Source organism: Allokutzneria sp. A3M-2-11 16 (assembly GCF_024213555.1).
Taxonomy (GTDB): domain Bacteria; phylum Actinomycetota; class Actinomycetes; order Mycobacteriales; family Pseudonocardiaceae; genus Allokutzneria.
In genome coordinates this window covers 1397471-1415951 of sequence record NZ_JANAVO010000001.1, presented here as the reverse complement: position 1 = coordinate 1415951, position 18481 = coordinate 1397471, and the positions used below count along the sequence as shown (strand labels likewise).

Annotated in this window: 22 protein-coding genes; 19 read left to right on the top strand and 3 right to left on the bottom strand. The window is 71.2% G+C overall.

Annotated elements, in window-relative coordinates:
• The first annotated feature begins 17 nt into the window (after positions 1 to 17).
• The 6 genes from NLX83_RS07085 to NLX83_RS07060 all read left to right on the top strand — a co-directional run bounded on the left by NLX83_RS07085 (position 18) and on the right by NLX83_RS07060 (position 4816).
• Positions 18 to 233 carry a helix-turn-helix domain-containing protein gene (locus tag NLX83_RS07085; RefSeq protein WP_254234031.1) on the top strand — a complete coding sequence of 72 codons (216 nt, stop codon included), beginning with the start codon at positions 18 to 20 and terminating at the stop codon, positions 231 to 233.
• A 127-nt stretch (positions 234 to 360) separates the two neighbouring features.
• The gene (locus tag NLX83_RS07080; protein WP_076993459.1) at positions 361 to 462 is read left to right on the top strand and encodes a 30S ribosomal protein bS22; all 102 of its coding nucleotides are present in this window, start codon (positions 361 to 363) and stop codon (positions 460 to 462) included.
• Positions 463 to 696: 234 nt separating this feature from the next.
• Positions 697 to 1743, top strand: coding sequence for an NAD-dependent epimerase/dehydratase family protein (locus tag NLX83_RS07075; RefSeq protein WP_254234030.1), 1047 nt, complete (start codon positions 697 to 699; stop codon positions 1741 to 1743).
• A 21-nt stretch (positions 1744 to 1764) separates the two neighbouring features.
• A complete protein-coding gene (locus NLX83_RS07070) occupies positions 1765 to 2766 on the top strand; it encodes a lysophospholipid acyltransferase family protein (RefSeq protein WP_254234029.1) in 1002 nt (333 codons plus the stop codon).
• A gap of 63 nt (positions 2767 to 2829) precedes the next feature.
• Positions 2830 to 3207 carry a YbjQ family protein gene (locus NLX83_RS07065; protein ID WP_254234028.1) on the top strand — a complete coding sequence of 126 codons (378 nt, stop codon included), beginning with the start codon at positions 2830 to 2832 and terminating at the stop codon, positions 3205 to 3207.
• A 112-nt stretch (positions 3208 to 3319) separates the two neighbouring features.
• Complete coding sequence (locus NLX83_RS07060; RefSeq protein ID WP_254234027.1) at positions 3320 to 4816, top strand: alpha/beta hydrolase; 1497 nt, start codon at positions 3320 to 3322, stop codon at positions 4814 to 4816.
• 6 nt (positions 4817 to 4822) lie between these two features.
• Here the strand turns inward: NLX83_RS07060 and NLX83_RS07055 are convergent, their stop codons facing one another.
• The 3 genes from NLX83_RS07055 to NLX83_RS07045 form a co-directional block, all read right to left on the bottom strand.
• Positions 4823 to 5716 carry an HAD family hydrolase gene (locus tag NLX83_RS07055; RefSeq protein WP_254234026.1) on the bottom strand — a complete coding sequence of 298 codons (894 nt, stop codon included), beginning with the start codon at positions 5714 to 5716 and terminating at the stop codon, positions 4823 to 4825.
• A 92-nt stretch (positions 5717 to 5808) separates the two neighbouring features.
• A complete protein-coding gene (locus NLX83_RS07050) occupies positions 5809 to 5976 on the bottom strand; it encodes a hypothetical protein (protein WP_254234025.1) in 168 nt (55 codons plus the stop codon).
• A 70-nt stretch (positions 5977 to 6046) separates the two neighbouring features.
• On the bottom strand, positions 6047 to 6679 hold the full coding sequence (locus NLX83_RS07045; RefSeq protein WP_256563004.1) for a sigma-70 family RNA polymerase sigma factor: 633 nt from the start codon (positions 6677 to 6679) through the stop codon (positions 6047 to 6049).
• Positions 6680 to 6880: 201 nt separating this feature from the next.
• On the opposite strand from NLX83_RS07045, the gene NLX83_RS07040 reads away from it, so the two are divergent.
• The 13 genes from NLX83_RS07040 (at position 6881) to NLX83_RS06980 (ending at position 18476) form a co-directional block, all read left to right on the top strand.
• Positions 6881 to 8332, top strand: coding sequence for an AMP-binding protein (locus tag NLX83_RS07040; RefSeq protein WP_254234023.1), 1452 nt, complete (start codon positions 6881 to 6883; stop codon positions 8330 to 8332).
• 270 nt (positions 8333 to 8602) lie between these two features.
• Positions 8603 to 9760 (top strand): acyl-CoA dehydrogenase family protein, encoded by a 1158-nt coding sequence (locus NLX83_RS07035; protein ID WP_254234022.1) that lies wholly within the window; start codon positions 8603 to 8605, stop codon positions 9758 to 9760.
• 8 nt (positions 9761 to 9768) lie between these two features.
• Positions 9769 to 10020 (top strand): glutaredoxin family protein, encoded by a 252-nt coding sequence (locus tag NLX83_RS07030; RefSeq protein ID WP_254234021.1) that lies wholly within the window; start codon positions 9769 to 9771, stop codon positions 10018 to 10020.
• Between the two features lie 355 nt (positions 10021 to 10375).
• Positions 10376 to 11089 carry a redox-sensing transcriptional repressor Rex gene (locus NLX83_RS07025; RefSeq protein WP_254236117.1) on the top strand — a complete coding sequence of 238 codons (714 nt, stop codon included), beginning with the start codon at positions 10376 to 10378 and terminating at the stop codon, positions 11087 to 11089.
• Complete coding sequence (locus NLX83_RS07020; protein WP_254234020.1) at positions 11086 to 12420, top strand: glutamyl-tRNA reductase; 1335 nt, start codon at positions 11086 to 11088, stop codon at positions 12418 to 12420. Before NLX83_RS07025 ends, NLX83_RS07020 begins: the two co-directional genes overlap by 4 nt.
• Positions 12417 to 13352 carry a hydroxymethylbilane synthase gene (gene hemC, locus NLX83_RS07015; RefSeq protein ID WP_254234019.1) on the top strand — a complete coding sequence of 312 codons (936 nt, stop codon included), beginning with the start codon at positions 12417 to 12419 and terminating at the stop codon, positions 13350 to 13352. Before NLX83_RS07020 ends, hemC begins: the two co-directional genes overlap by 4 nt.
• Before the next feature lie 20 nt (positions 13353 to 13372).
• On the top strand, positions 13373 to 14902 hold the full coding sequence (locus tag NLX83_RS07010) for a uroporphyrinogen-III synthase (RefSeq protein WP_254234018.1): 1530 nt from the start codon (positions 13373 to 13375) through the stop codon (positions 14900 to 14902).
• 108 nt (positions 14903 to 15010) lie between these two features.
• A complete protein-coding gene (gene hemB / locus NLX83_RS07005) occupies positions 15011 to 15988 on the top strand; it encodes a porphobilinogen synthase (protein ID WP_254234017.1) in 978 nt (325 codons plus the stop codon).
• On the top strand, positions 15970 to 16500 hold the full coding sequence (locus tag NLX83_RS07000; protein ID WP_254234016.1) for a hypothetical protein: 531 nt from the start codon (positions 15970 to 15972) through the stop codon (positions 16498 to 16500). Before hemB ends, NLX83_RS07000 begins: the two co-directional genes overlap by 19 nt.
• 57 nt (positions 16501 to 16557) lie before the next feature.
• A complete protein-coding gene (locus NLX83_RS06995) occupies positions 16558 to 17079 on the top strand; it encodes a hypothetical protein (RefSeq protein ID WP_254234015.1) in 522 nt (173 codons plus the stop codon).
• Positions 17080 to 17102: 23 nt separating this feature from the next.
• Positions 17103 to 17588, top strand: coding sequence for a hypothetical protein (locus tag NLX83_RS06990; RefSeq protein WP_254234014.1), 486 nt, complete (start codon positions 17103 to 17105; stop codon positions 17586 to 17588).
• A complete protein-coding gene (locus NLX83_RS06985; protein WP_254234013.1) occupies positions 17578 to 18018 on the top strand; it encodes a hypothetical protein in 441 nt (146 codons plus the stop codon). Before NLX83_RS06990 ends, NLX83_RS06985 begins: the two co-directional genes overlap by 11 nt.
• Complete coding sequence (locus NLX83_RS06980) at positions 18018 to 18476, top strand: hypothetical protein (protein WP_254234012.1); 459 nt, start codon at positions 18018 to 18020, stop codon at positions 18474 to 18476. Before NLX83_RS06985 ends, NLX83_RS06980 begins: the two co-directional genes overlap by 1 nt.
• Positions 18477 to 18481 lie beyond the last annotated feature (5 nt).

Here is an 18481-nt window from a genome sequence, read left to right as displayed (position 1 = left end):
GAAGGACGCGGTGACACATGCCGACTGGCAGGGAGAAGAACCACGACAGGCTCGGTCAGGTCCAGTTTCTGACGGTCGCCGAGGTGGCCGACATCATGCGGGTCTCCAAGATGACCGTGTACCGCCTGGTCCACTCGGGTGAGCTGCCCGCGGTGCGGGTGGGTCGTTCGTTCCGGGTCCCGGAGAACGAGGTGCACGCCTACTTGGAGAACGCGTACTACTCGGCTGGATAGCTGACGCGAGGGGCTCCGGCCCGTCCAGGTACTCTGGTAAGCCGCTGCGTGCCCGAGGCCGCCGGCAGGTGTGCGTGGGCGTGCGAGAAGCTCGAAATACGCAAACGTCAACAGCGAAGGAACCCGCATGGGCTCGGTCATCAAGAAGCGTCGCAAGCGCATGTCGAAGAAGAAGCACCGCAAGCTGCTTCGCAAGACCCGCCACGCGCGTCGCAAGCAGGGCAAGTAAGGCCGCCCCTGCGGTTTAGCTCGTCGCCCGCGCCCGGCACCGTTCCGGCGCGGGCGTTCGCGCGCTCAGGGCGTCCTCGGGCGAGCCTCGCGGTGAGCCGGAGCACACAGTGATCGGAAACGCACTCGTCCAGAACGGTGACACGGCCGGGATGCGGCTAACGATCGGGCGATCTCCTGCGAAGCTCCCGGCGGGTAACATCCCACCCTTCACCGCCAGTGCCCAGGGAGTCGCATGGCGCCCAACGTCGTTCTCGTCACCGGGGTCAGCCGGTTCCTCGGCGGCCACCTCGCCGCTCGCCTCGCCGCGAACCCGGACATCGAACGCGTGCTCGGGGTGGACACCGTGCCCCCGCCGCGCGACCTGCTGCGCCGGATGGGCCGGATGGGCCGGGCCGAGTTCGTCCGCGCCGACATCCGCAACCCGCTGATCGCCAAGGTCATCGCCACCGCCAAGGTGGACACCGTCGTGCACGCCTCGCTCTCGGCCAACCCCGGGTCGACCGGCCGCACGGCGATGAAGGAAATGAACGTCATCGGGACGATGCAGCTGCTGGCCGCGTGCCAGAAGTCCGACCTGGTGCGCAAGTTCGTGGTCAAGTCGACCACCGCCGTCTACGGTTCGAGCCCGCGCGATCCCGCGGTGTTCACCGAGTCGATGGGCCCCAAGGACCTGCCGTCCTCCGGCTACGCCAAGGACGCCGTGGAGGTCGAGGGCTACGTGCGCGGCTTCGGCAGGCGCCGCCCGGACGTCACCATCTCCACGCTGCGGTTCACCAACTTCATCGGTCCGCGCATCGACACGGTGCTGACCCGGTACTTCGCGCTGCCGGTGGTGCCGACCGTGCTCGGCTACGACGCCCGGGTGCAGCTGTTGCACTCCGAGGACGCCCTCGCGATCCTGGAACGCGCGACGCTGCACGACCTGCCAGGGGTGTTCAACGCGGGAGCGGACGGCTTGCTGCTGCTCTCCCAGGCCATCCGCCGGGCGGGCCGGGTGCCGCTGCCGGTGCCCAGCTTCGCGGTGCAGCCCTTCGCGCAGGTGGTGCGCGGCGCGCGGCTGGTGGACTTCTCGCCGGAGCAGATGCGCTTCCTGAACTTCGGCAGGGTGGTGGACACGGCGAAGCTGCGCGAGCAGTTCGGCTTCACCCCGAGGTGGACCACGCAGCAGGCGTTCGACGACTACGTGCGCGGCCGCGGCCTGCGGCCGGTGATCGACCCGGAACTCGTCACCGATGCCGAGCGGGGCATCCGTGGAGTACTGGCCCGGCTGGGCCGATGAGGGAGTGAGGAGGTGAAGACGATGGCAGGAGCACGAGTGATCCCGATCCGCTCGGTGGCGCGCAAGCAACAGCAGCAGCAGCCAGCGGGGTCAGCGCCGGTGCGCCCCATCCCGTCCATGGACGAGGTGCCGCCCCAGGACGAGAAGCCGGACGACCAGGAGCAGGTGCGCGAGGAGTCCGCGTGGGAGCGCGGGCTGACCGACGCCCTCGCCTTCGTGCGCAAGCGGCTCACCGGTGACTACGAGGTCGACGAGTTCGGCTTCGACCGGGAGCTGACCGACAACGTGCTGTTCCCGCCGCTGCGGCCGCTGTACGAGAAGTGGTTCCGCGTCGAGACGATCGGCCTGCACAACGTGCCCGCCGAGGGCGGCGCGCTGTTGGTGGCCAACCACTCCGGCACGCTGATGCCGATGGACGCGGTGATGACGGGCCTCGCGGTCCGCGACCACCACCCGGCCGAACGGCACCTGCGGATGCTGGCCGCCGACCTGGTCTTCAAGTTCCCCGTGCTCGGCGCGCTCGCCCGCAAGGCGGGCCACACGCTGGCGTGCAGCGCGGACGCGGAGCGCCTGCTGCGCAACGGCGAGCTGGTCGGAGTCTGGCCGGAGGGCTTCAAGGGAATCGGCAAGCCGTTCCGCGACCGGTACAAGCTCCAGCGCTTCGGCCGCGGCGGTTTCGTGTCGGCGGCGCTGCGCACCGGGGTGCCGATCATCCCGTGCTCGATCGTGGGCGCGGAGGAGATCTACCCGATGATCGCCGACGTGAAGGCCCTGGCCCGGCTGTTCGGCCTGCCGTACTTCCCGGTGACGCCGTTCTTCCCGCACCTCGGGCCGCTGGGCCTGGTCCCGTTGCCGTCGAAGTGGTACATCGAGTTCGGCGAGCCGATCACCACCGACCAGTACGAGGCCGGGGCGGCGGACGACCCGATGCTCGTGTTCAACCTGACCGACCAGGTGCGCGAGACCATCCAGCAGACGCTCTACCGGCTGCTCACCCAGCGCCGCAACGTTTTCCTCGGTTGACCGCCCCGGTTGAACACCGCCGTTCTCCCGACGGAAGCCGGATAACGCGGTTAGCATCGCGCGGTGAACCAACCCATGCCGCCGATGCCCGCGCCACCACCGATCCTCGTCAGCACCATGAACGACGTGCCCGGCTACCGCGTAGTCCGGGTGATCGGCGAGGTGTTCGGCTCGACCGTGCGCAGCCGCAACGCGTTCTCCGACATCGGCGCCAGCTTCAAGGGCATGTTCGGCGGCGAGCAGGCCGGTTACACCAAGCTGCTCGACGACTCGCGGTTCGAGGCGATCGGGCGGCTGAAGCAGAACGCCGCGAGCATGGGCGCCAACGCCGTGCTCGCGATGCGCTTCGAGAGCGGCGACATCATGCCCGGCAGCACGGAGATCGCGGCCTACGGCACCGCCGTCTTCATCGCGCCGCTGAACCAGCAGCCCGGCCGATGACAAGTGTCAGTATCGGAGAAACGCGTTTCTCCCTGTTTGGCGATGATCGCGCGCACTAATAGCCACGTCCTCCCATGGCTACGTTTCCTTCGTGAACGGAAGGGGACGCGACATGACTGCTGTGCGTGTTGTGGCGGTGGCTGCCGCATTGGGGATGGTGCAGGCCGTCATCGCCCCGGTGGCCATCGCCCGACCCGGGCCCGCGTGGGGGGACTGCGCGGGCTTTGTCGGGGCGCCGCCGCCGGGTGCGGTGACGATCGAATGCGCGCGGGTGCCGGTGCCGTTGCGCTACGACCGGCCACAAGGCCGTCGGATCAGCATCGGGATCAGCCGGATCAAGGCGGCGAAACCGGCCGAGCGCCGCGGTGTGCTGCTGACCAATCCCGGCGGTCCAGGACCTGACGGGCTGTTCACCTGGGCCGCGATGGTCCAGGCCAAGATGTTGCCGGAGCAGGTGACGCAGCGGTACGACCTGATCGGCGTCTCGCCGAGAGGGACTGACAACGGCACTCCGTTGGATTGCTCCGGCTATGTCGCGGCTCGTACTCCTGAATCGCCTTTCGCGCCGGAGGCCGATTTCGCCCGCAACTGCGGCAAGAACTCCGGCGAGCTGTTGCCGGAGGTCACCACGGAGAACACCGCGCGCGATATGGACGAGGTTCGCGCGGCACTGGGCGAGCAGCGAATCGGCTTTGTGAGCGGGTCGTACGGCAGCTACCTCGGCGCGGTCTACGCGACCTTGTTCCCGCGACGGCTCACCAGGTTGGCGTTGAGCGGGGCTGTGCACCTGGACTGGATCTGGCGCCCGCACCGGTTCGCCCAGCCGGAGGCCCGCGAGATCCGGATCACCGACTTCTTCGCCTGGCTGGCCGAACGCCACGCCACCGCCGGGTTCGGCAGCACCGCCGCTGAGGCGCGCCGGACGTGGGACGAGCTGAGGGCTCGCCTGGACCGCGAGCCGATCCGCGACCCGCAGTTCCCCGATCTTCTGCTCACCGGGGGCAGGCTGACCAGCGGAACCGGCTTCGCCAGCAACGGTCGCGGGGCCTGGCCGCTGACCGAGAAGATGCTCAAGGAAATCCGCGAGCAGGGCACGGCCAGGAGAATGCTCGGCCTGCTCGCCGCGCTGGGCGGGGACTCGATCCAGAGCTTCCCCGGCGGTGAGCACTACAAGGCGCCCACCGTCTGGTCGGTGTTCGCCGCCGTCACGTGCGGGGAGGCCCGCTGGCCCAGGAACCCGGCTGCCTACCAGCGGGCCGCGGAGCACCTCGGCTCCCGGTACCCGTTCATCGGGCGCGAGGCGGGTCTGGCAGACGTCCCGTGCGCGTTCTGGCCGCATCCGCCCAAGCCGCAGGTGAAGATCGCCGACAACGGCCTCGCGGTGCCTCCGCTGATCATGCACGCGCACCGCGACCCGGCGACCCCGTTCGCCGGTGGTCCGGCCATGGCCCAGCGGCTCGGCGGTCGGCTGCTCCAGGTCACCGGCGGCGACCACGGGTTCCTGTTCGGGTACACGCCCTGCGTCGACTCGGCCCTGCTGGCCTATCTCGACACCGGAGCGCTGCCCGCGCCCGGCTCGGTCTGCGAGCAGGCGCCGGTTCCCGGCTAGGACCCGTCAGGAGCGGCCGCGGCGGCGGTAGGCCATGCCCGCCGCCAAGGCCCCGGCCACGGCGCCCGCGCCGAGGACAGACGGAACGCCGATGCGGGCGGCCTTGCGGCCGGTGCGGAAGTCGCGGATCTCCCAGCCGCGCGCCCTGGCCACGTCGCGCAGGCCCTGGTCCGGGTTGACCGCGACCGCGGTGCCCACCACCGAGAGCATCGGGACGTCGTTGACCGAGTCCGAGTAGGCCGTGCAGCGGCGGAGGTTCAGGCCCTCGCGGGCGGCGAGCGCGCGGACCGCGTGCGCCTTGCCCGGCCCGTGCAGCAGGTCACCGACGAGGCGGCCGGTGTAGACGCCGTCGACGCTCTCCGCGACCGTGCCGAGCGCCCCGGTCAGGCCGAGCCTGCGGGCGATGATCCGGGCCAGCTCCACCGGCGTCGCGGTGACCAGCCAGACCCGCTGGCCCGCGTCCAGGTGCATCTGCGCCAGCGCCCTGGTGCCGGACCAGATCCGCTCGGACATCAGCTCGTCGTAGATCTCCTCGCCGAGGGTGACCAGCTCGTCCACCGGGCGGCCCGCCACGAAGGACAGCGCCTGCTCCCGGCTGCTGCGGATGCCCTCGGCGTCCTCCTTGCCGCCGACCCGGAACTTCAGCTGCTGCCAGGCGAACCCGGCCAGGTCGGAGGTGGTGAAGTACTTCCGCGCCGCGAGCCCCCTGGCGAAGTGGAAGATCGACGCGCCCATCATCATCGTGTTGTCCACGTCGAAGAAGGCCGCGGCGGTCAGGTCCGGCGGCACGGCGAGGGAGGCTTCCAGCTCCGCCGCCGCGGCCTCGGCCGACGCCTCGCCCGCCAGGATCGCCCGGGACTCCCGGTCCGAGCTGTCAACACCCCTGCGCCAAAGTGGCACCTCAGCGCCTCCGGTCCTTGTTCGTCGGGCCTGCGTATGACCCGCTCCAGGGTAGCGATCGCCCGGCGCCGCGGATGCGCGGATCGGCCCGGTCAGCAGGTGTCGATGCGCACTGTCGCCGTTGGCTGGGCGGCGCTGAGCTCGGCGAGCAGCCTGGCCCTCATCCGGTCCCGGGTCTCCCGGTCGGGGGCATCGCGCGGGGAGGCGCGGCGCAGCAGCGCCACGACCTCGGCCTCGCGTTCGGAATCCTGCGCATCCACCGTCGCCCGTCCCTCCCAGACTGGACAAACGAGGTGATACCGGATCGGTTACGCCACGATCAAGCGACCTTCAGCGCAGGCTCTTGGGCAACAGCTCGGCGAGCTTGCGCACCGCCCGGTGCTGCAACGCCTTGACCGCGCCCTCGTTGCGGCCCATCGCCTCGGCGGTCTCGGCGACCGACAGGCCGTGCAGGAACCGCAGCACGATGCATTCGCGCTGGTCGGAGTTGAGCTGCTGGACGCAGCGCAGCACCTCGGCGTTGGTGGCGTCGCGGACGACGGACTGCTCAGGGCCCGCGTGCTCCTCGCGGGTCTCGCCGAGCTCCGCGGTCGGCACCTCGAAGCGGTACCTGCTGGACTTCACGTGGTCGAGCACCAGGTTGCGGGCGATCGTGATGAACCAGGCGCCCACGTCGCGGCCCTGGTAGCTGACGGAACCGATGCGGCGCAGGGCGCGCAGGAACGTCTCGCTGGTCACGTCCTCGGCGAGCGCGCGGTCGCCGAGCCGGAACAGCACGTAGCGGTAGACCACGTCGACGTAGCGGTCGTAGAGCTCGCCGAATGCCTCGACGTCGCCGTCCTGCGCCGCGTCGACGAGCTGCCACACGTCGGTGCTCGGCACTGGACTGCTCGGTATCGGGCGCAGTGTCGCTCTCGTTGTCGGGGCGAGCCCTGAGCAGGGCCGGCCCAGTGGTTGGGTCATCCGCCGCTCCCTTGCTCCGCTGCGTGAGGACGGCCGGTTCGGCGAAGCATACGTCTTACTACTCGCCGGTAGGTAGTGGTCGGTGCCACTGACGGGGTGACGCACGCCGGGCGGATGCGTGACGTAGCACACCCATGACAGACTTCCCGTCCCGGGTAATCCGCTTTTGGGTCACCCGGATCGCCCAGTAGGAGGTCGCGCATGTCCGCCGTCGTCAACGTCGCCGATCTGGTGCGCGCGGCCGCCCAGCGGGGCGCGGCCCATCCAGCGCTGATCGACGCGGCTGACGGGCGCACGCTGACCTGGGGCGAGCTGGATTCCGCAGTGAGCGCCGAGGCCGCGCGGCTGCGGGCGGACGGCGCCCAGCCCGGTGACCGGATCGCGTTGAAGCTGCCGACCGGGCTGCCGTTCTGCGTCGCCGTGCTCGGTGCGCTTCGCGCGGGCTGCGCGGTCGTGCCGATCGGTCCCGGTGTCTCGCAGCGCGAGCTTGAGCGGGTGCTCGCCGACTGCGGCGCGCGCACGGTGATCGACTCCGAGGACGTGCCCGCGCTGGACACTTCCTTCACGCCAGGGGACTCCGTGCGCGGCGGCGAGGACCTGGCCGTGCTCGCGTACACCTCAGGCACTTCCGGCTCGCCGCGCGGCGTGATGCTGTCCCACCGCGCGCTGCTGGCCAACACGAAGCAGTGCTCCGCGCTGCGTCCTTCGCCGGTGACCGCGGCCGACCGCGTGCTGCTGGCGCTGCCGCTGTTCCACGTCTACGGCCTCGGGCCCGGCCTGTTCCAGGTCTGCGCCAGCGGAGGCACCGGCGTGCTGCTTGCGCGCTTCGACGCCGACGCCGCGCTGGACGCCATCGAGAACCACCGCGTGACCACGCTCGTCGGCGTCCCGCCGATGTACACCGTGCTGCTGCGCCAGCCCGCCGAGGTGCTGCGCGAGCGGCTGGCCACGGTCCGGGTGTTCACCTCCGGCGCCGCGCCCCTGGACTTCGAGGCGCTGCGGAGCATGCGTGAGATCACCGGGCTCGACATCTACGAGGGTTACGGCCTGACCGAGACGGGGCCGGTGCTGACCACCACCCTGGGCACCGGCCGGATCAAGCCGGGCTCGGTCGGCCAGGCGCTGCCCGGCGTCGAGGTCCGGCTGGTCGACTCCGATGGCGAGGCGCTGCCGGACGGCTTCGAGATGGGCGAGGACGCCGAGAGCACCGGCCTGGTGGCCGCGCGCGGGGCGAACCTGCTGACCGGCTACTGGCCGGACGGCGCGGACGGTCCCGACGCCGACGGGTGGTTCCGCACCGGTGATGTCGGCTACTTCGACTCCGACGGCGACCTGCACCTGGTGGACCGCGCGGGCGATCTGATCATCGTGAACGGCTTCAACGTGTACCCGCACGAGGTGGAGTCCGTGCTCGCCGAGCTGGCCGGGGTGCGCGAATCGGCCGCTGTCGGCGTTCCGGACGAGAACACCGGCGAGGCCGTCAAGGTCGTGATCATCCGCTCCGGCGACAGCGACCTGAGCGAGGACAGGGTGCTCGCCCACTGCGCGGAGCGGCTGGCCAAGTTCAAGGTGCCGACGCGGGTCGAGTTCGTCGACGCGCTGCCGCACACCGCCACCGGCAAGCTCGCGCGGCGCAAGCTCCGCGACTCCTGACCCGGGTTCGCCGGTCTTCAAGTACCCCCGACCCCCCGCTCGATCATCGTTAACCGCCACCAACCCCCCCGCCTCGGCGAGCTGCCGGGCGGGGGGTTTGGTGTGGTTAGTGGTGATCAACTTGGGGGTTCGCGGTACTTGAAGACGCTTCAACCACGTTGCGGATGATGAGTGGGTCGGCTGCGCGACGGAATAGTTGGACTTCCTAGTATCGGTGGCCCCACAATCGGATGGTCAGAGTTCTGAACACCCGCGTGGAGGACCGCCGCGATGAGCGCGCCCGTGATCGAACGCCAGCTGCCGACCGAGGAAGCCGCCGAGCTCCTCGCGCTCACCCGTGAGCTGGCCAACCGCGAACTGGCACCGAGGGCGGCGGAGGCCGAGGCGACGGGCGAGTTCCCGCGCGAGGTGTTCCGCACGCTGGGGCGGTCGGGGCTGCTCGGGCTGCCGTACCCGGAGCGCTACGACGGGGGGGAGCAGCCCTACGAGGTCTACCTCCAGGTCGTCGAGGAGCTGGCGCGGGCCTGGCTCGCGGTCGGGCTCGGGGTGAGCGTGCACACGCTGTCCTGCCACGCGCTGGCGAACTTCGGCACGGACGAACAGCGCGAGCGCTGGCTGCCGTCGTTGCTGGGCGGGGAGAAGCTGGGCGCGTACTGCCTGTCCGAGCCGCACAGCGGGTCCGACGCGGCGGCGTTGCGCACGAGCGCGAAGGCCGACCAGCACGGCATCTACACCGTGCAGGGCACCAAGGCGTGGATCACGCACGCGGGCGCGGCGGACTTCTACACGTTGCTGGCGCGCACCGGCGACGACGGCCCGAAGGGGATCACGGCGTTCCTGGTGGACGCGGACACTCCGGGGATCTCGGTGTCGCGGCCCGAGCGCAAGATGGGCATGAGGTCCTCGCTCACCGCGCAGGTGATCTTCGAGGGCGCGGAGCTGCCCGCGGAGCGGCGCATCGGCATCGAGGGCGAGGGCCTGAAGATCGCGCTGGAGGCGCTGGACGCGGGCAGGCTGGGCATCTCCGCGTGCGCCGTGGGTGTCGCGCAGGCCGCGCTGGACGTGGCGGTCGCCTACGCCAGGGAGCGGACGGCGTTCGGCAGGGCGATCGGGGAGTTCCAGGGCGTCTCGTTCATGCTCGCCGACGCGGCCGCGGGCATCGAGGCCGCGCGGCAGCTCTACCTGGCCGCCGCTCGCCGCAAGGACGCCGGGCAGTCCTACGCCACCCAGGCCGCCATGGCGAAGCTGATCTCCACCGACATGTGCATGAAGGTGACCACGGACATGGTCCAGGTGCTCGGCGGCGCCGGGTACGTCGAGGACTACCCGGTGGAGCGCTACATGCGCGAGGCGAAGGTGCTGCAGATCGTCGAGGGCACCAACCAGATCCAGCGCATGGTGATCGGGCGGTCGCTCCTCAAGGGATGATGGGCAGTATGTCCCGCGAAGTGACGGCCCACGAAGTGACGCTGATGAGCCGGGTGGGCTGCCACCCGTGCGAGATCGCCAAGGGCGAGCTGGCCCGGATCTGCGGTGAGCTGGGCGTTCCGTGGTCCGAGGTGGACGTGGACACCGACCGGGAGCTGCGCGCCGAGTACGGGGACCGGGTCCCGGTGATCCTGGTCGACGGCCGGGAGCACGGGTACTGGAAGGTGGAGGAGGCGCGGCTGCGGGCCGCGCTAGCCTGAGTTCCGGCGGAAAACCATGTTTCGGGCATCGAAATACCTGTTCGGGTGATAGGCCGACCGTGCTGCTCCGAATGCCCGCCGCCGCCGCGAGTGGTCCGCGACCTGCGTTTGACCGGGTATTGTGCGGCTGGTTACGTCGCTCGGCCACGACTTTGTGCCTGCGTTCACAAGCGGCTACCGTGTGGATGTCGCCGTTGCGGCCGGAGAGCGGAAGACCCCACCTTCGCGGACGTCAGCAGCCGAGCGACCCATTTCAGAAAAGCAGGCGAGGGAGAGCAGCGTGGCGGCGCAGCGGGACCAGGGGCACAACGGGGACCAGCCGCCCGCCGCCGTCACCGATGTCTCCGCCCGCGATGTGCCCGCCGCCCGTGAGCGCGCCAGGGCCATCCCCGAGGCCGCCGTCGCCCGTCTCGCCGTCTACCTGCGCGTTCTCTCCGGCATGGCCGAGGAGGGCGTCAGCACGATCTCCAGCGAGGAGCTGGCCGCCGCGGCCGGGGTGAACTCGGCGAAGCTGCGCAAGGACCTCTCCTACGTCGGCTCCTACGGCACCCGCGGCGTCGGCTACGACGTGGACGTGCTGATCAGTGAGATCGAGCGCATTCTCGGCCTGACCCGCAAGCACAGCGTCGCGGTGGTCGGTATCGGAAACCTCGGCCACGCGCTGGCGAACTACGGCGGATTCCCGAGCAGGGGCTTCCCGGTCGCCGCGCTTTTCGACGTCGATTCCGACCTGATGGGCGTTCCGGTCGGCGGTATTCCGGTGGAGCACATCGACGACATCGAAGCGATCTGCCGCGAACGCGAGGTCAACATCGGCGTGATCGCGACGCCGCCCTCGGTGGCTCAGGATGTTTGCGATCGTTTGGTCTCCGGCGGCGTGCAATGCATCCTGAACTTCGCACCCGTGGTTCTCGGGGTCCCCGACCACGTCGAGGTGCGCAAGGTGGACCTGGCGGTGGAGATGCAGATCCTCTCCTTCCACGTCGCCCGCCGCGCCGACGAGGCGCTGGCCGAGGTGACCGTGGACGGCACCCGGCCCGGCGTCGGCGAGGCGGTGGTCGGCCGATGACCCTGCTCGCCGTGGGGCTCTCGCACCGCACCGCGCCCGTCCGCGTCCTGGAACGCGCCGCGGTGTCCGGGGACGAGGCCGGGAAACTGCTCGACGAGCTGCTGCGCTGCCCCAACGTCTCCGAGGCCGTGCTGCTGGCCACCTGCAACCGCGTCGAGGTCTACGCCGTCGTCGACGCCTTCCACGGTGGCCTCGCCGACGTCTCCGGAGTGCTCGCCCGCCAGGCGGGAACCGACGTCGGCCAGCTGTCGGCGCACCTGTACGTGCACTACGCGGCGCGCGCCGTCGAGCACCTGTTCCGGGTCGCCTCCGGGCTGGACTCCATGGTGGTCGGCGAGGCCCAGATCCTCGGCCAGCTGCGCTCCGCCTACGGCGAGGCCAACCAGGCCGGGACCGTCGGCAAGGTGCTGCACGAGCTGGTCCAGCAGGCACTGCGGGTCGGCAAGCGGGTGCACAGCGAGACCGGCATCGACCACGCGGGCGCCTCGCTGGTCACCGAGGCCCTCGCCGACGCCGCCGCCGTGCTGGGCACGCTGTCCGGCCGCCGCGCGCTGATCGTCGGCTCCGGGGCGATGGGCGGCCTGGCCGCCGCGCACCTGCGCCGGGCGGGCGTCGCGGAGATCGTCGTGGCCAACCGCACCCCGGCCAACGGGCAGCGGCTGGCGGAGATCATCGCCGCCGAGGGCGTGCCCGCGCGCGCCACCGGCCTCGCGGAGCTGGACGTCGAGCTGGCGACGGCGGACGTGGTGTTCGCGTGCACCGGCGCCACCGAGGTGGTCATCGACGCGGGCATGCTGGCGGGCGCCAGCCGCGACATCGTGCTCTGCGACCTCGGCCTGCCCCGCGACATCGACCCGGCCGCCGCCGAGGTGCCCGGGGTGCGCGTGGTGGACCTGGAGAGCCTGCAGGCCCGGCTCAGCGACGCCGAGGCGGGTGCGGACACCCGGCTGGCCACCGAGCTCGTCGCGGAGGAGGTGCGCGCCTACCTGGCCGCGCAGCGCTCCGCCGCGGTGACCCCGACCGTGACCGCGCTGCGCAGGCGGGCCGCCGAGGTGGTCGACGCCGAGCTGCTGCGGCTGTCCTCGCGGCTGCCGGAGCTGGCGCCGGAGGTGCGCGACGAGCTGTCGCAGACGGTGCGCCGCGTGGTGGACAAGCTGCTGCACACCCCGACCGTGCGGGTGAAGCAGCTGGCCTCCGCGCCGGGCGGCTCCGACTACGCCGACGCGCTGCGCGAGCTGTTCGCGCTCGACCAGCAGGCCGTCGCGGCGGTCGGTGCCATGGACCCTTTTATCCATAATGGACAGTCCGAACAGGACGGTGATATCCGGTGAAGCCGAGACTGCGGATCGGGACGCGCGGGAGCGCGCTCGCTCTGGCGCAGACCGGCATGGTCGCCGCGGCGCTGGAACGTGCGGGCGCCGAGATCGAGACGGTGATCGTGAGCACCCCGGGCGACCGGTCGAGCGCTCCGATCGCGGAGATCGGGATCGGGGTGTTCACCTCGGCGCTGCGCGACGCGCTGGCGGCGAACGAGATCGACGTGGCCGTGCACTCCTACAAGGACCTGCCGACCGCGCCGGACCCCCGGCTCGTGCTGGCCGCGGTGCCTCAGCGCGAGGACCCGCGGGACGCGTTGTGCGCAAGGGACAACCTGACCCTCGGCGAGCTCCTCCCGGGCTCGACCGTCGGAACGGGATCGCCGCGGCGGGCCGCCCAGCTGGAGGCCCTCGGCCTCGGGCTGACCGTGGTCCCGTTGCGCGGCAACGTGGACACCCGGCTCGGCAAGGTCAGCTCCGGTGAGCTGGACGCCGTGGTGCTCGCCAGGGCCGGGCTCGCCCGGCTCGGCAGGCTGGACGAGATCAGCGAGACGCTGGACCCGTTGCAGATGCTGCCCGCGCCCGCCCAGGGCGCGCTGGCGGTGGAGTGCCGGATCGACGACGTCGATGTGGAACACCTGATCCGGTCCACATTGGACGATGAGGCCAGTCGTGCCGCGGTTACCGCGGAGCGCTCGATGCTCGCCAGGTTGGAGGCGGGCTGCAGCGCTCCTGTCGGCGCACTGGCCGATGTGGTCGAGGACCTCGACGACGACGGGCGCACGGTGTTGCGCCTGTCGTTGCGGGGAGTGGCTGCGACTCCGCACGGAGACATGCTGCGCGCCTCGGCCATCGGAAACACGACAGCTGCTGAGCAGCTCGGCCGCGCGGTGGCCGAGGAACTGCTCGACCTCGGGGCCGCGGTGCTCAGCGGCCCAGGGGAGTGAATGGGAATGGGGATTGCCTGATGACCCGCGCTCGCAAGACCCCAGGACGGGTTGCCTTCGTCGGTTCCGGACCTGGTGATCTCGGTCTGCTGACCGTCCGGGCCCAGGAGCTGCTCACCAGGGCCGAACTCGTGGTGACCGACCCGGACGTGCCGGTGGAGGTCGCCGCCCTGGTGCCAGGGACGGCCGAGGTCCGACCCGCGGTCGGCGATCCGGCCGACGTGGCCAAGGACCTGGTGACCGAGGCCCGCAACGGCCGCTCGGTGGTCCGCCTCGTCGCCGGTGACCCGCTGACCGCGGACGCCGTGGTCGAGGAGGCCACCGCCGTGGCCAGGTCCACCGTCGCCTTCGACGTGGTGCCCGGTGTGGCCGCGGGGACAGCGGTGCCCGCCTACGCGGGTGTCGCGCTCGGCTCCGCGCACACCGAGGCCGACGTCCGCGGCAGTGTGGACTGGTCCGCGCTGGCCGGGGCGCCCGGCACGCTGGTGCTGCACGCCGCGGCCAGCCACCTGGCGGAGACGGCGTCCTCGCTGGTGGAGCAGGGCCTCGCGCCGCAGACACCGGTCTCGGTGACCACCGAGGGCACCTCCTGCGCGCAGAAGACCATCGACACCGCGCTGGCCTCGCTGGCCAGCGACGCCGGTGAGCTGAACGGCCCGCTGGTGGTGACCGTCGGCGGTGCCGTCGCGAACCGGGCGAAGCTGTCCTGGTGGGAGTCGCGGGCGCTCTACGGCTGGCGGGTCCTGGTGCCCCGCACCAAGGAACAGGCCGGCGCGATGAGCGACCGCCTCCGGTCGCACGGCGCCATCCCGGTCGAGGTGCCGACGATCTCGGTGGAGCCGCCGCGCAGCCCCGCGCAGATGGAGCGCGCGGTCAAGGGCCTGGTCGACGGCCGCTACCAGTGGGTGGTGTTCACCTCGACCAACGCGGTGCGCGCGGTGTGGGAGAAGTTCGCCGAGTTCGGCCTGGACGCCCGCGCGTTCTCCGGCGTGAAGATCGCCTGCATCGGCGAGGCCACGGCGGCGAAGGTGCGCTCCTTCGGTATCATCCCCGAGTTGGTGCCCTCCGGGGAGCAGTCCAGCGAGGGCCTGCTCGCCGAGTTCCCGCCGCACGACGACATCCTGGACCCGGTGGACCGGGTGCTGCTGCCGAGGGCGGACATCGCCACCGAGACCCTGGCGGCCGGGATGCGCGAGCGCGGCTGGGAGATCGACGACGTCACCGCGTACCGCACCGTGCGCGCGGCCCCGCCGCCCGCCGAGACCCGCGAGATGATCAAGACCGGTGGGTTCGACGCGGTGTGCTTCACCTCGTCCTCCACCGTCCGCAACCTGGTGGGCATCGCGGGCAAGCCGCACGCCCGCACCCTGGTGGCGTGCATCGGCCCGCAGACGGCCGAGACCGCCAAGGAGTTCGGCCTGCGCGTGGACGTGCAGCCGGAGCTCGCCCAGGTGCCCGCGCTGGTCGACGCGCTCGCCGAGCACGCCAACCGGCTCCGCGCGGAGGGTGCGCTGCCGCCCCCGCGCAAGACCAAGCGCGCCCGCCGCTGACCGGTTCGGTGTTGTACCCAATGTGGCATTTGTTCCGTCAGACGTAACGAATGCCACATTGGGTACAACCGAGCCGACCGTTGAGAAGGTCGAAGGGGAGTACAGCCAGTGTTCCCAACACACCGCCCGCGTCGACTGCGCCGCAACCCGGCGATCCGCAGGCTGGTCGCAGAGACCACCGTCGAGCCCCGCCAGCTCGTGCTGCCGATGTTCGTCAAGGAAGGCGCCCGCGAGCCGGTCGCGATCCGCTCCATGCCCGGCGTCTTCCAGCACACCCGTGACTCGCTGCGCAAGGCCGCCGCCGAGGCGGTCGAGGCGGGGGTCGGCGGGCTGATGCTCTTCGGCGTCCCGGAGAAGCGCGACGCCACCGGCTCCGGCGGCATCGACCCCGACGGCATCCTCAACGTGGCGCTGCGCGACGTCCGCGCGGAGGTCGGCGACGCCACCGTGCTCATGTCCGACTGCTGCCTTGACGAGTTCACCGACCACGGGCACTGCGGCGTGCTGGCCCCGGACGGCTCGGTGGACAACGACGCCACGCTGAGCATCTACGGCGAGATGGCCGTCGCCCAGGCCGAATCCGGTGCTCACCTGATCGGGCCGAGCGGGATGATGGACGGCCAGGTCGGCATCATCCGCGAGGCGCTCGACCGCGCGGGCCTGCTCGACACCGGCATCCTGGCGTACTCCGCCAAGTACTCCTCGGCGTTCTACGGCCCGTTCCGCGAGGCGGTGGAATCGCAGCTCAAGGGCGACCGCAAGACCTACCAGCAGGACGGGGCCAACGTCCGCGAGGCGCTGCGCGAGGTGCAGCTCGACCTCGCCGAGGGCGCCGACCTGGTGATGGTCAAGCCCGCGCTGGCCTACCTCGACGTGATCCGCGCGATCGCCGAGGTCTCCGACGTTCCCGTTGCGGCGTACCAGATCTCCGGTGAGTACGCGATGGTCGAGGCGGCCGCCGCCAACGGCTGGATCGACCGGAAGCCCGCCGTGCTGGAGACGCTGACCTCGATCCGGCGCGCGGGCGCGGACGTCATCCTCACCTACTGGGCAGCGGAAGCGGCGCAGTGGCTGAACCAGGGGTGACCCCCGCCCCGGCGCCGCAGCCGTTGCAGCTGGCCAGGGTGCTCTGGATCGCCAGCACCGTGGTCAGCCTGGCCCGCTCAACGACCAAGCTCGCCGATCGCGAAGCGATCATGAACCAGCTCCAGGCGATGCGCCCGGAGCTGACGATCGACCAGATCGACGCGGCCGCCTCCGCCTCGGTGTTCTTCGGGCTGGCGCTGTCGCTGGGGTTCGTGGCGGTCTACGCGTGGCTGGCCGCGCGGATGCTGGCCGGGTACCCGTGGGCGCGCATGCTGCTGGTCGCCTTCGGCGTGATCAGCGTGTTCCTCGGCGTGCTCGGGCTCGCCGGGATCGCGGGCGGCGCCGCGGCCACGGCCGGGCTCCAGGTGACGACGCTGGACGTGATCTTCGGGCTGGCCATCCTCGGCCTCGACGCCACCGCGCTCGCCCTGATGTTCAAGCGGGAGTCGCGGGAGTACTTCGCGAAGATGGGGCCGCTGCGCATGCCGCGGCGCCCGTCGCCCCCGCTCTGAGCTACCCGGTCGAGGGACTTGGGTAACGGGGCGCCGTGCGGGGCGGATGTCGGGAGTGTGACCAGTGCACCCGACCCGCTGCCGCGGGCTCCGGAGATCGACGACAGCCCGCCCGCACCGGTGCGCCCGCGCGAGGTGCTGATCTCGTTCTGGGCGTGGATCGCCGCCGCGGCCCTGGAGGTCGTGCTGATCCCGCTCGTGCTCGCCGACCGCCACCTGCTCACCGACGAGGCCCTGGACGAGGAGCGGGCGGGCGCGGTGCTGCGCGGGGACACGCTGCTGCTCGACGCGGGCATGGTCCGGTTCGGCGCCGGGATCGTCATCGGCGTGGTCTGCGTGGTCGTGCTCGCGCTGGCCGCCGCCTACGTGTGGTTCGCGTTGCGGATGCTGGCGGGGCGCGGGTGGGCGCGCGCGGTGCTGATCGGGCTGACCGCGATCTCCGCGGTGTCGGCGTTCTGGGTCGACACCGACTGGTACGGCATGAGCATGGTCGGGCTGTCCGTCTTCGCGACGGTGCTGATGGTCATGCCCACCGCCAACGCCTATTTCGAGAATTCGCGTTTCCGTGGACAGTTCTGATCGTCTGGCCATAACTTTCACCGATGACCGAGCCGCAGCAGGTTCCGCGCCCGAAGACCGTCGAGTTCGCCTTCCGGCTGAGCCTGGTCAGCGCGCTCAGCGCGTTCGCGTCGCTGGCGTTCTTCATCGCCTTGCGCGAGGACATGATGGTGGGCTTCGCCGAGACCGTCCGGCGGCTCAACATGGTCGCGCCGGAGCGCCAGGAGGAATTCGTGCGCTCCTCGGTCAACATCACGATCACGCTGGCCGTCGTCGTGATCGTCGTCGTGGCCAGCGCGATGATCGCCTTCGCGATCATGATGCGGCGCGGGCGGAACTGGGCGCGGATCGTGCTCACGGTGGTGGCGGTGCTCGGGCTCGGCGGGATGACGACTAGCGTCAACGGCGTGGTGCTCAGCTCGCCGGGGCCGCTGGCCCTGCTCACCTTCGCCGTGAACATCGCGGTGATCGTGCTGCTGTACGTGCCCGCGTCCAACCGCTACTTCGCGAGGCCCAAGCATGAACAATGACCCGGCAGCGTCGGCGAAGCCCGTGCGCACCGCCGTCGCCGTGTGGCTGGCGCTGGCGACCTTCTGCACCCTCGAAGTGCTGCTCACCTGGTTCGAACAGGCCAAGATCCGCAGGGCGCTGGTCGACTCCGGCATCGTCCCGGAAACGGCCGTCGACGAGTTCCTGAACAACGTGCTGTGGCAGAAGACCGTCTTCCAGCTGGGCTTCGCCGTTGTCTACATCGTGCTGGCGTTGTTCCTGCGCAGGGGGCTCGCGTGGACGCGGGTCGCGCTGATCGCGGTCTCGGTGTTCCACGTGTTCCTGTTGCTCTCCGGCGGGTCGTTCAACGTCGTGCTGGTCCTGATCCTGGTGCTGGTCACCGGCGCGCTGATGCTGACCTGGCGGCAGCCCACGACGGACTGGCTGGCCTCGGTCCGCGACCAGCGCTGATGCGGCCGGGCTTCGACGAGCCCGCCCCCGTGCTCTACGCCGAGCACGGGGCGAGCTGGTGGCCGGTGCTCTGGGGACCGGCGTTCTGCCTGGTCGGCTATGTCGTGGAGCTGGTGCGGCCCGGCGGGATGGGCCTGGGCACGTGGGTGATCGTCGCGCTCGCGTTCACCGTCGCCGCGGCGGTGTGGGTGCGCGCCCGGAGGGCGATCGGAGCGGTCTCGCTGACCCCGTTCGTGTTGCGCCAGGGCCGGGAGGACCTGCCGGTGGAGCGGATCGCGGCGGTCACCGACGTGGGCGCGCCGGTCGGGGCCAAGGTGCTCGGCGGGGGGTGGAGCGCGCCGAAGGGCACGACGGCGCTGCCGATCCGGCTCGACGACGGCGCGGTGGTGCTGGCGTGGGCGCGCGACGCGCAAGCCCTGCGGGACGCCCTGATCCGGCTCCTGGAACGGCCGTCGTGAGAGGC

What these genes read in the sequence shown, in the direction of transcription:
- NLX83_RS06980 (WP_254234012.1), top strand. Translation starts at nt 18,018, where the DNA reads ATGCGGCCGGGCTTCGACGAGCCCGCCCCCGTGCTCTACGCCGAGCAC.
- NLX83_RS07035 (WP_254234022.1), top strand. Translation starts at nt 8,603, where the DNA reads ATGAGCGCGCCCGTGATCGAACGCCAGCTGCCGACCGAGGAAGCCGCC.
- NLX83_RS07080 (WP_076993459.1), top strand. Translation starts at nt 361, where the DNA reads ATGGGCTCGGTCATCAAGAAGCGTCGCAAGCGCATGTCGAAGAAGAAG.
- NLX83_RS07040 (WP_254234023.1), top strand. Translation starts at nt 6,881, where the DNA reads ATGTCCGCCGTCGTCAACGTCGCCGATCTGGTGCGCGCGGCCGCCCAG.
- NLX83_RS07060 (WP_254234027.1), top strand. Translation starts at nt 3,320, where the DNA reads ATGACTGCTGTGCGTGTTGTGGCGGTGGCTGCCGCATTGGGGATGGTG.
- NLX83_RS07045 (WP_256563004.1), bottom strand. Translation starts at nt 6,679, where the DNA reads ATGACCCAACCACTGGGCCGGCCCTGCTCAGGGCTCGCCCCGACAACG.
- NLX83_RS07070 (WP_254234029.1), top strand. Translation starts at nt 1,765, where the DNA reads ATGGCAGGAGCACGAGTGATCCCGATCCGCTCGGTGGCGCGCAAGCAA.
- NLX83_RS07030 (WP_254234021.1), top strand. Translation starts at nt 9,769, where the DNA reads ATGTCCCGCGAAGTGACGGCCCACGAAGTGACGCTGATGAGCCGGGTG.
- NLX83_RS07075 (WP_254234030.1), top strand. Translation starts at nt 697, where the DNA reads ATGGCGCCCAACGTCGTTCTCGTCACCGGGGTCAGCCGGTTCCTCGGC.
- NLX83_RS07020 (WP_254234020.1), top strand. Translation starts at nt 11,086, where the DNA reads ATGACCCTGCTCGCCGTGGGGCTCTCGCACCGCACCGCGCCCGTCCGC.
- NLX83_RS06985 (WP_254234013.1), top strand. Translation starts at nt 17,578, where the DNA reads ATGAACAATGACCCGGCAGCGTCGGCGAAGCCCGTGCGCACCGCCGTC.
- NLX83_RS07085 (WP_254234031.1), top strand. Translation starts at nt 18, where the DNA reads ATGCCGACTGGCAGGGAGAAGAACCACGACAGGCTCGGTCAGGTCCAG.
- NLX83_RS07010 (WP_254234018.1), top strand. Translation starts at nt 13,373, where the DNA reads ATGACCCGCGCTCGCAAGACCCCAGGACGGGTTGCCTTCGTCGGTTCC.
- NLX83_RS06990 (WP_254234014.1), top strand. Translation starts at nt 17,103, where the DNA reads ATGACCGAGCCGCAGCAGGTTCCGCGCCCGAAGACCGTCGAGTTCGCC.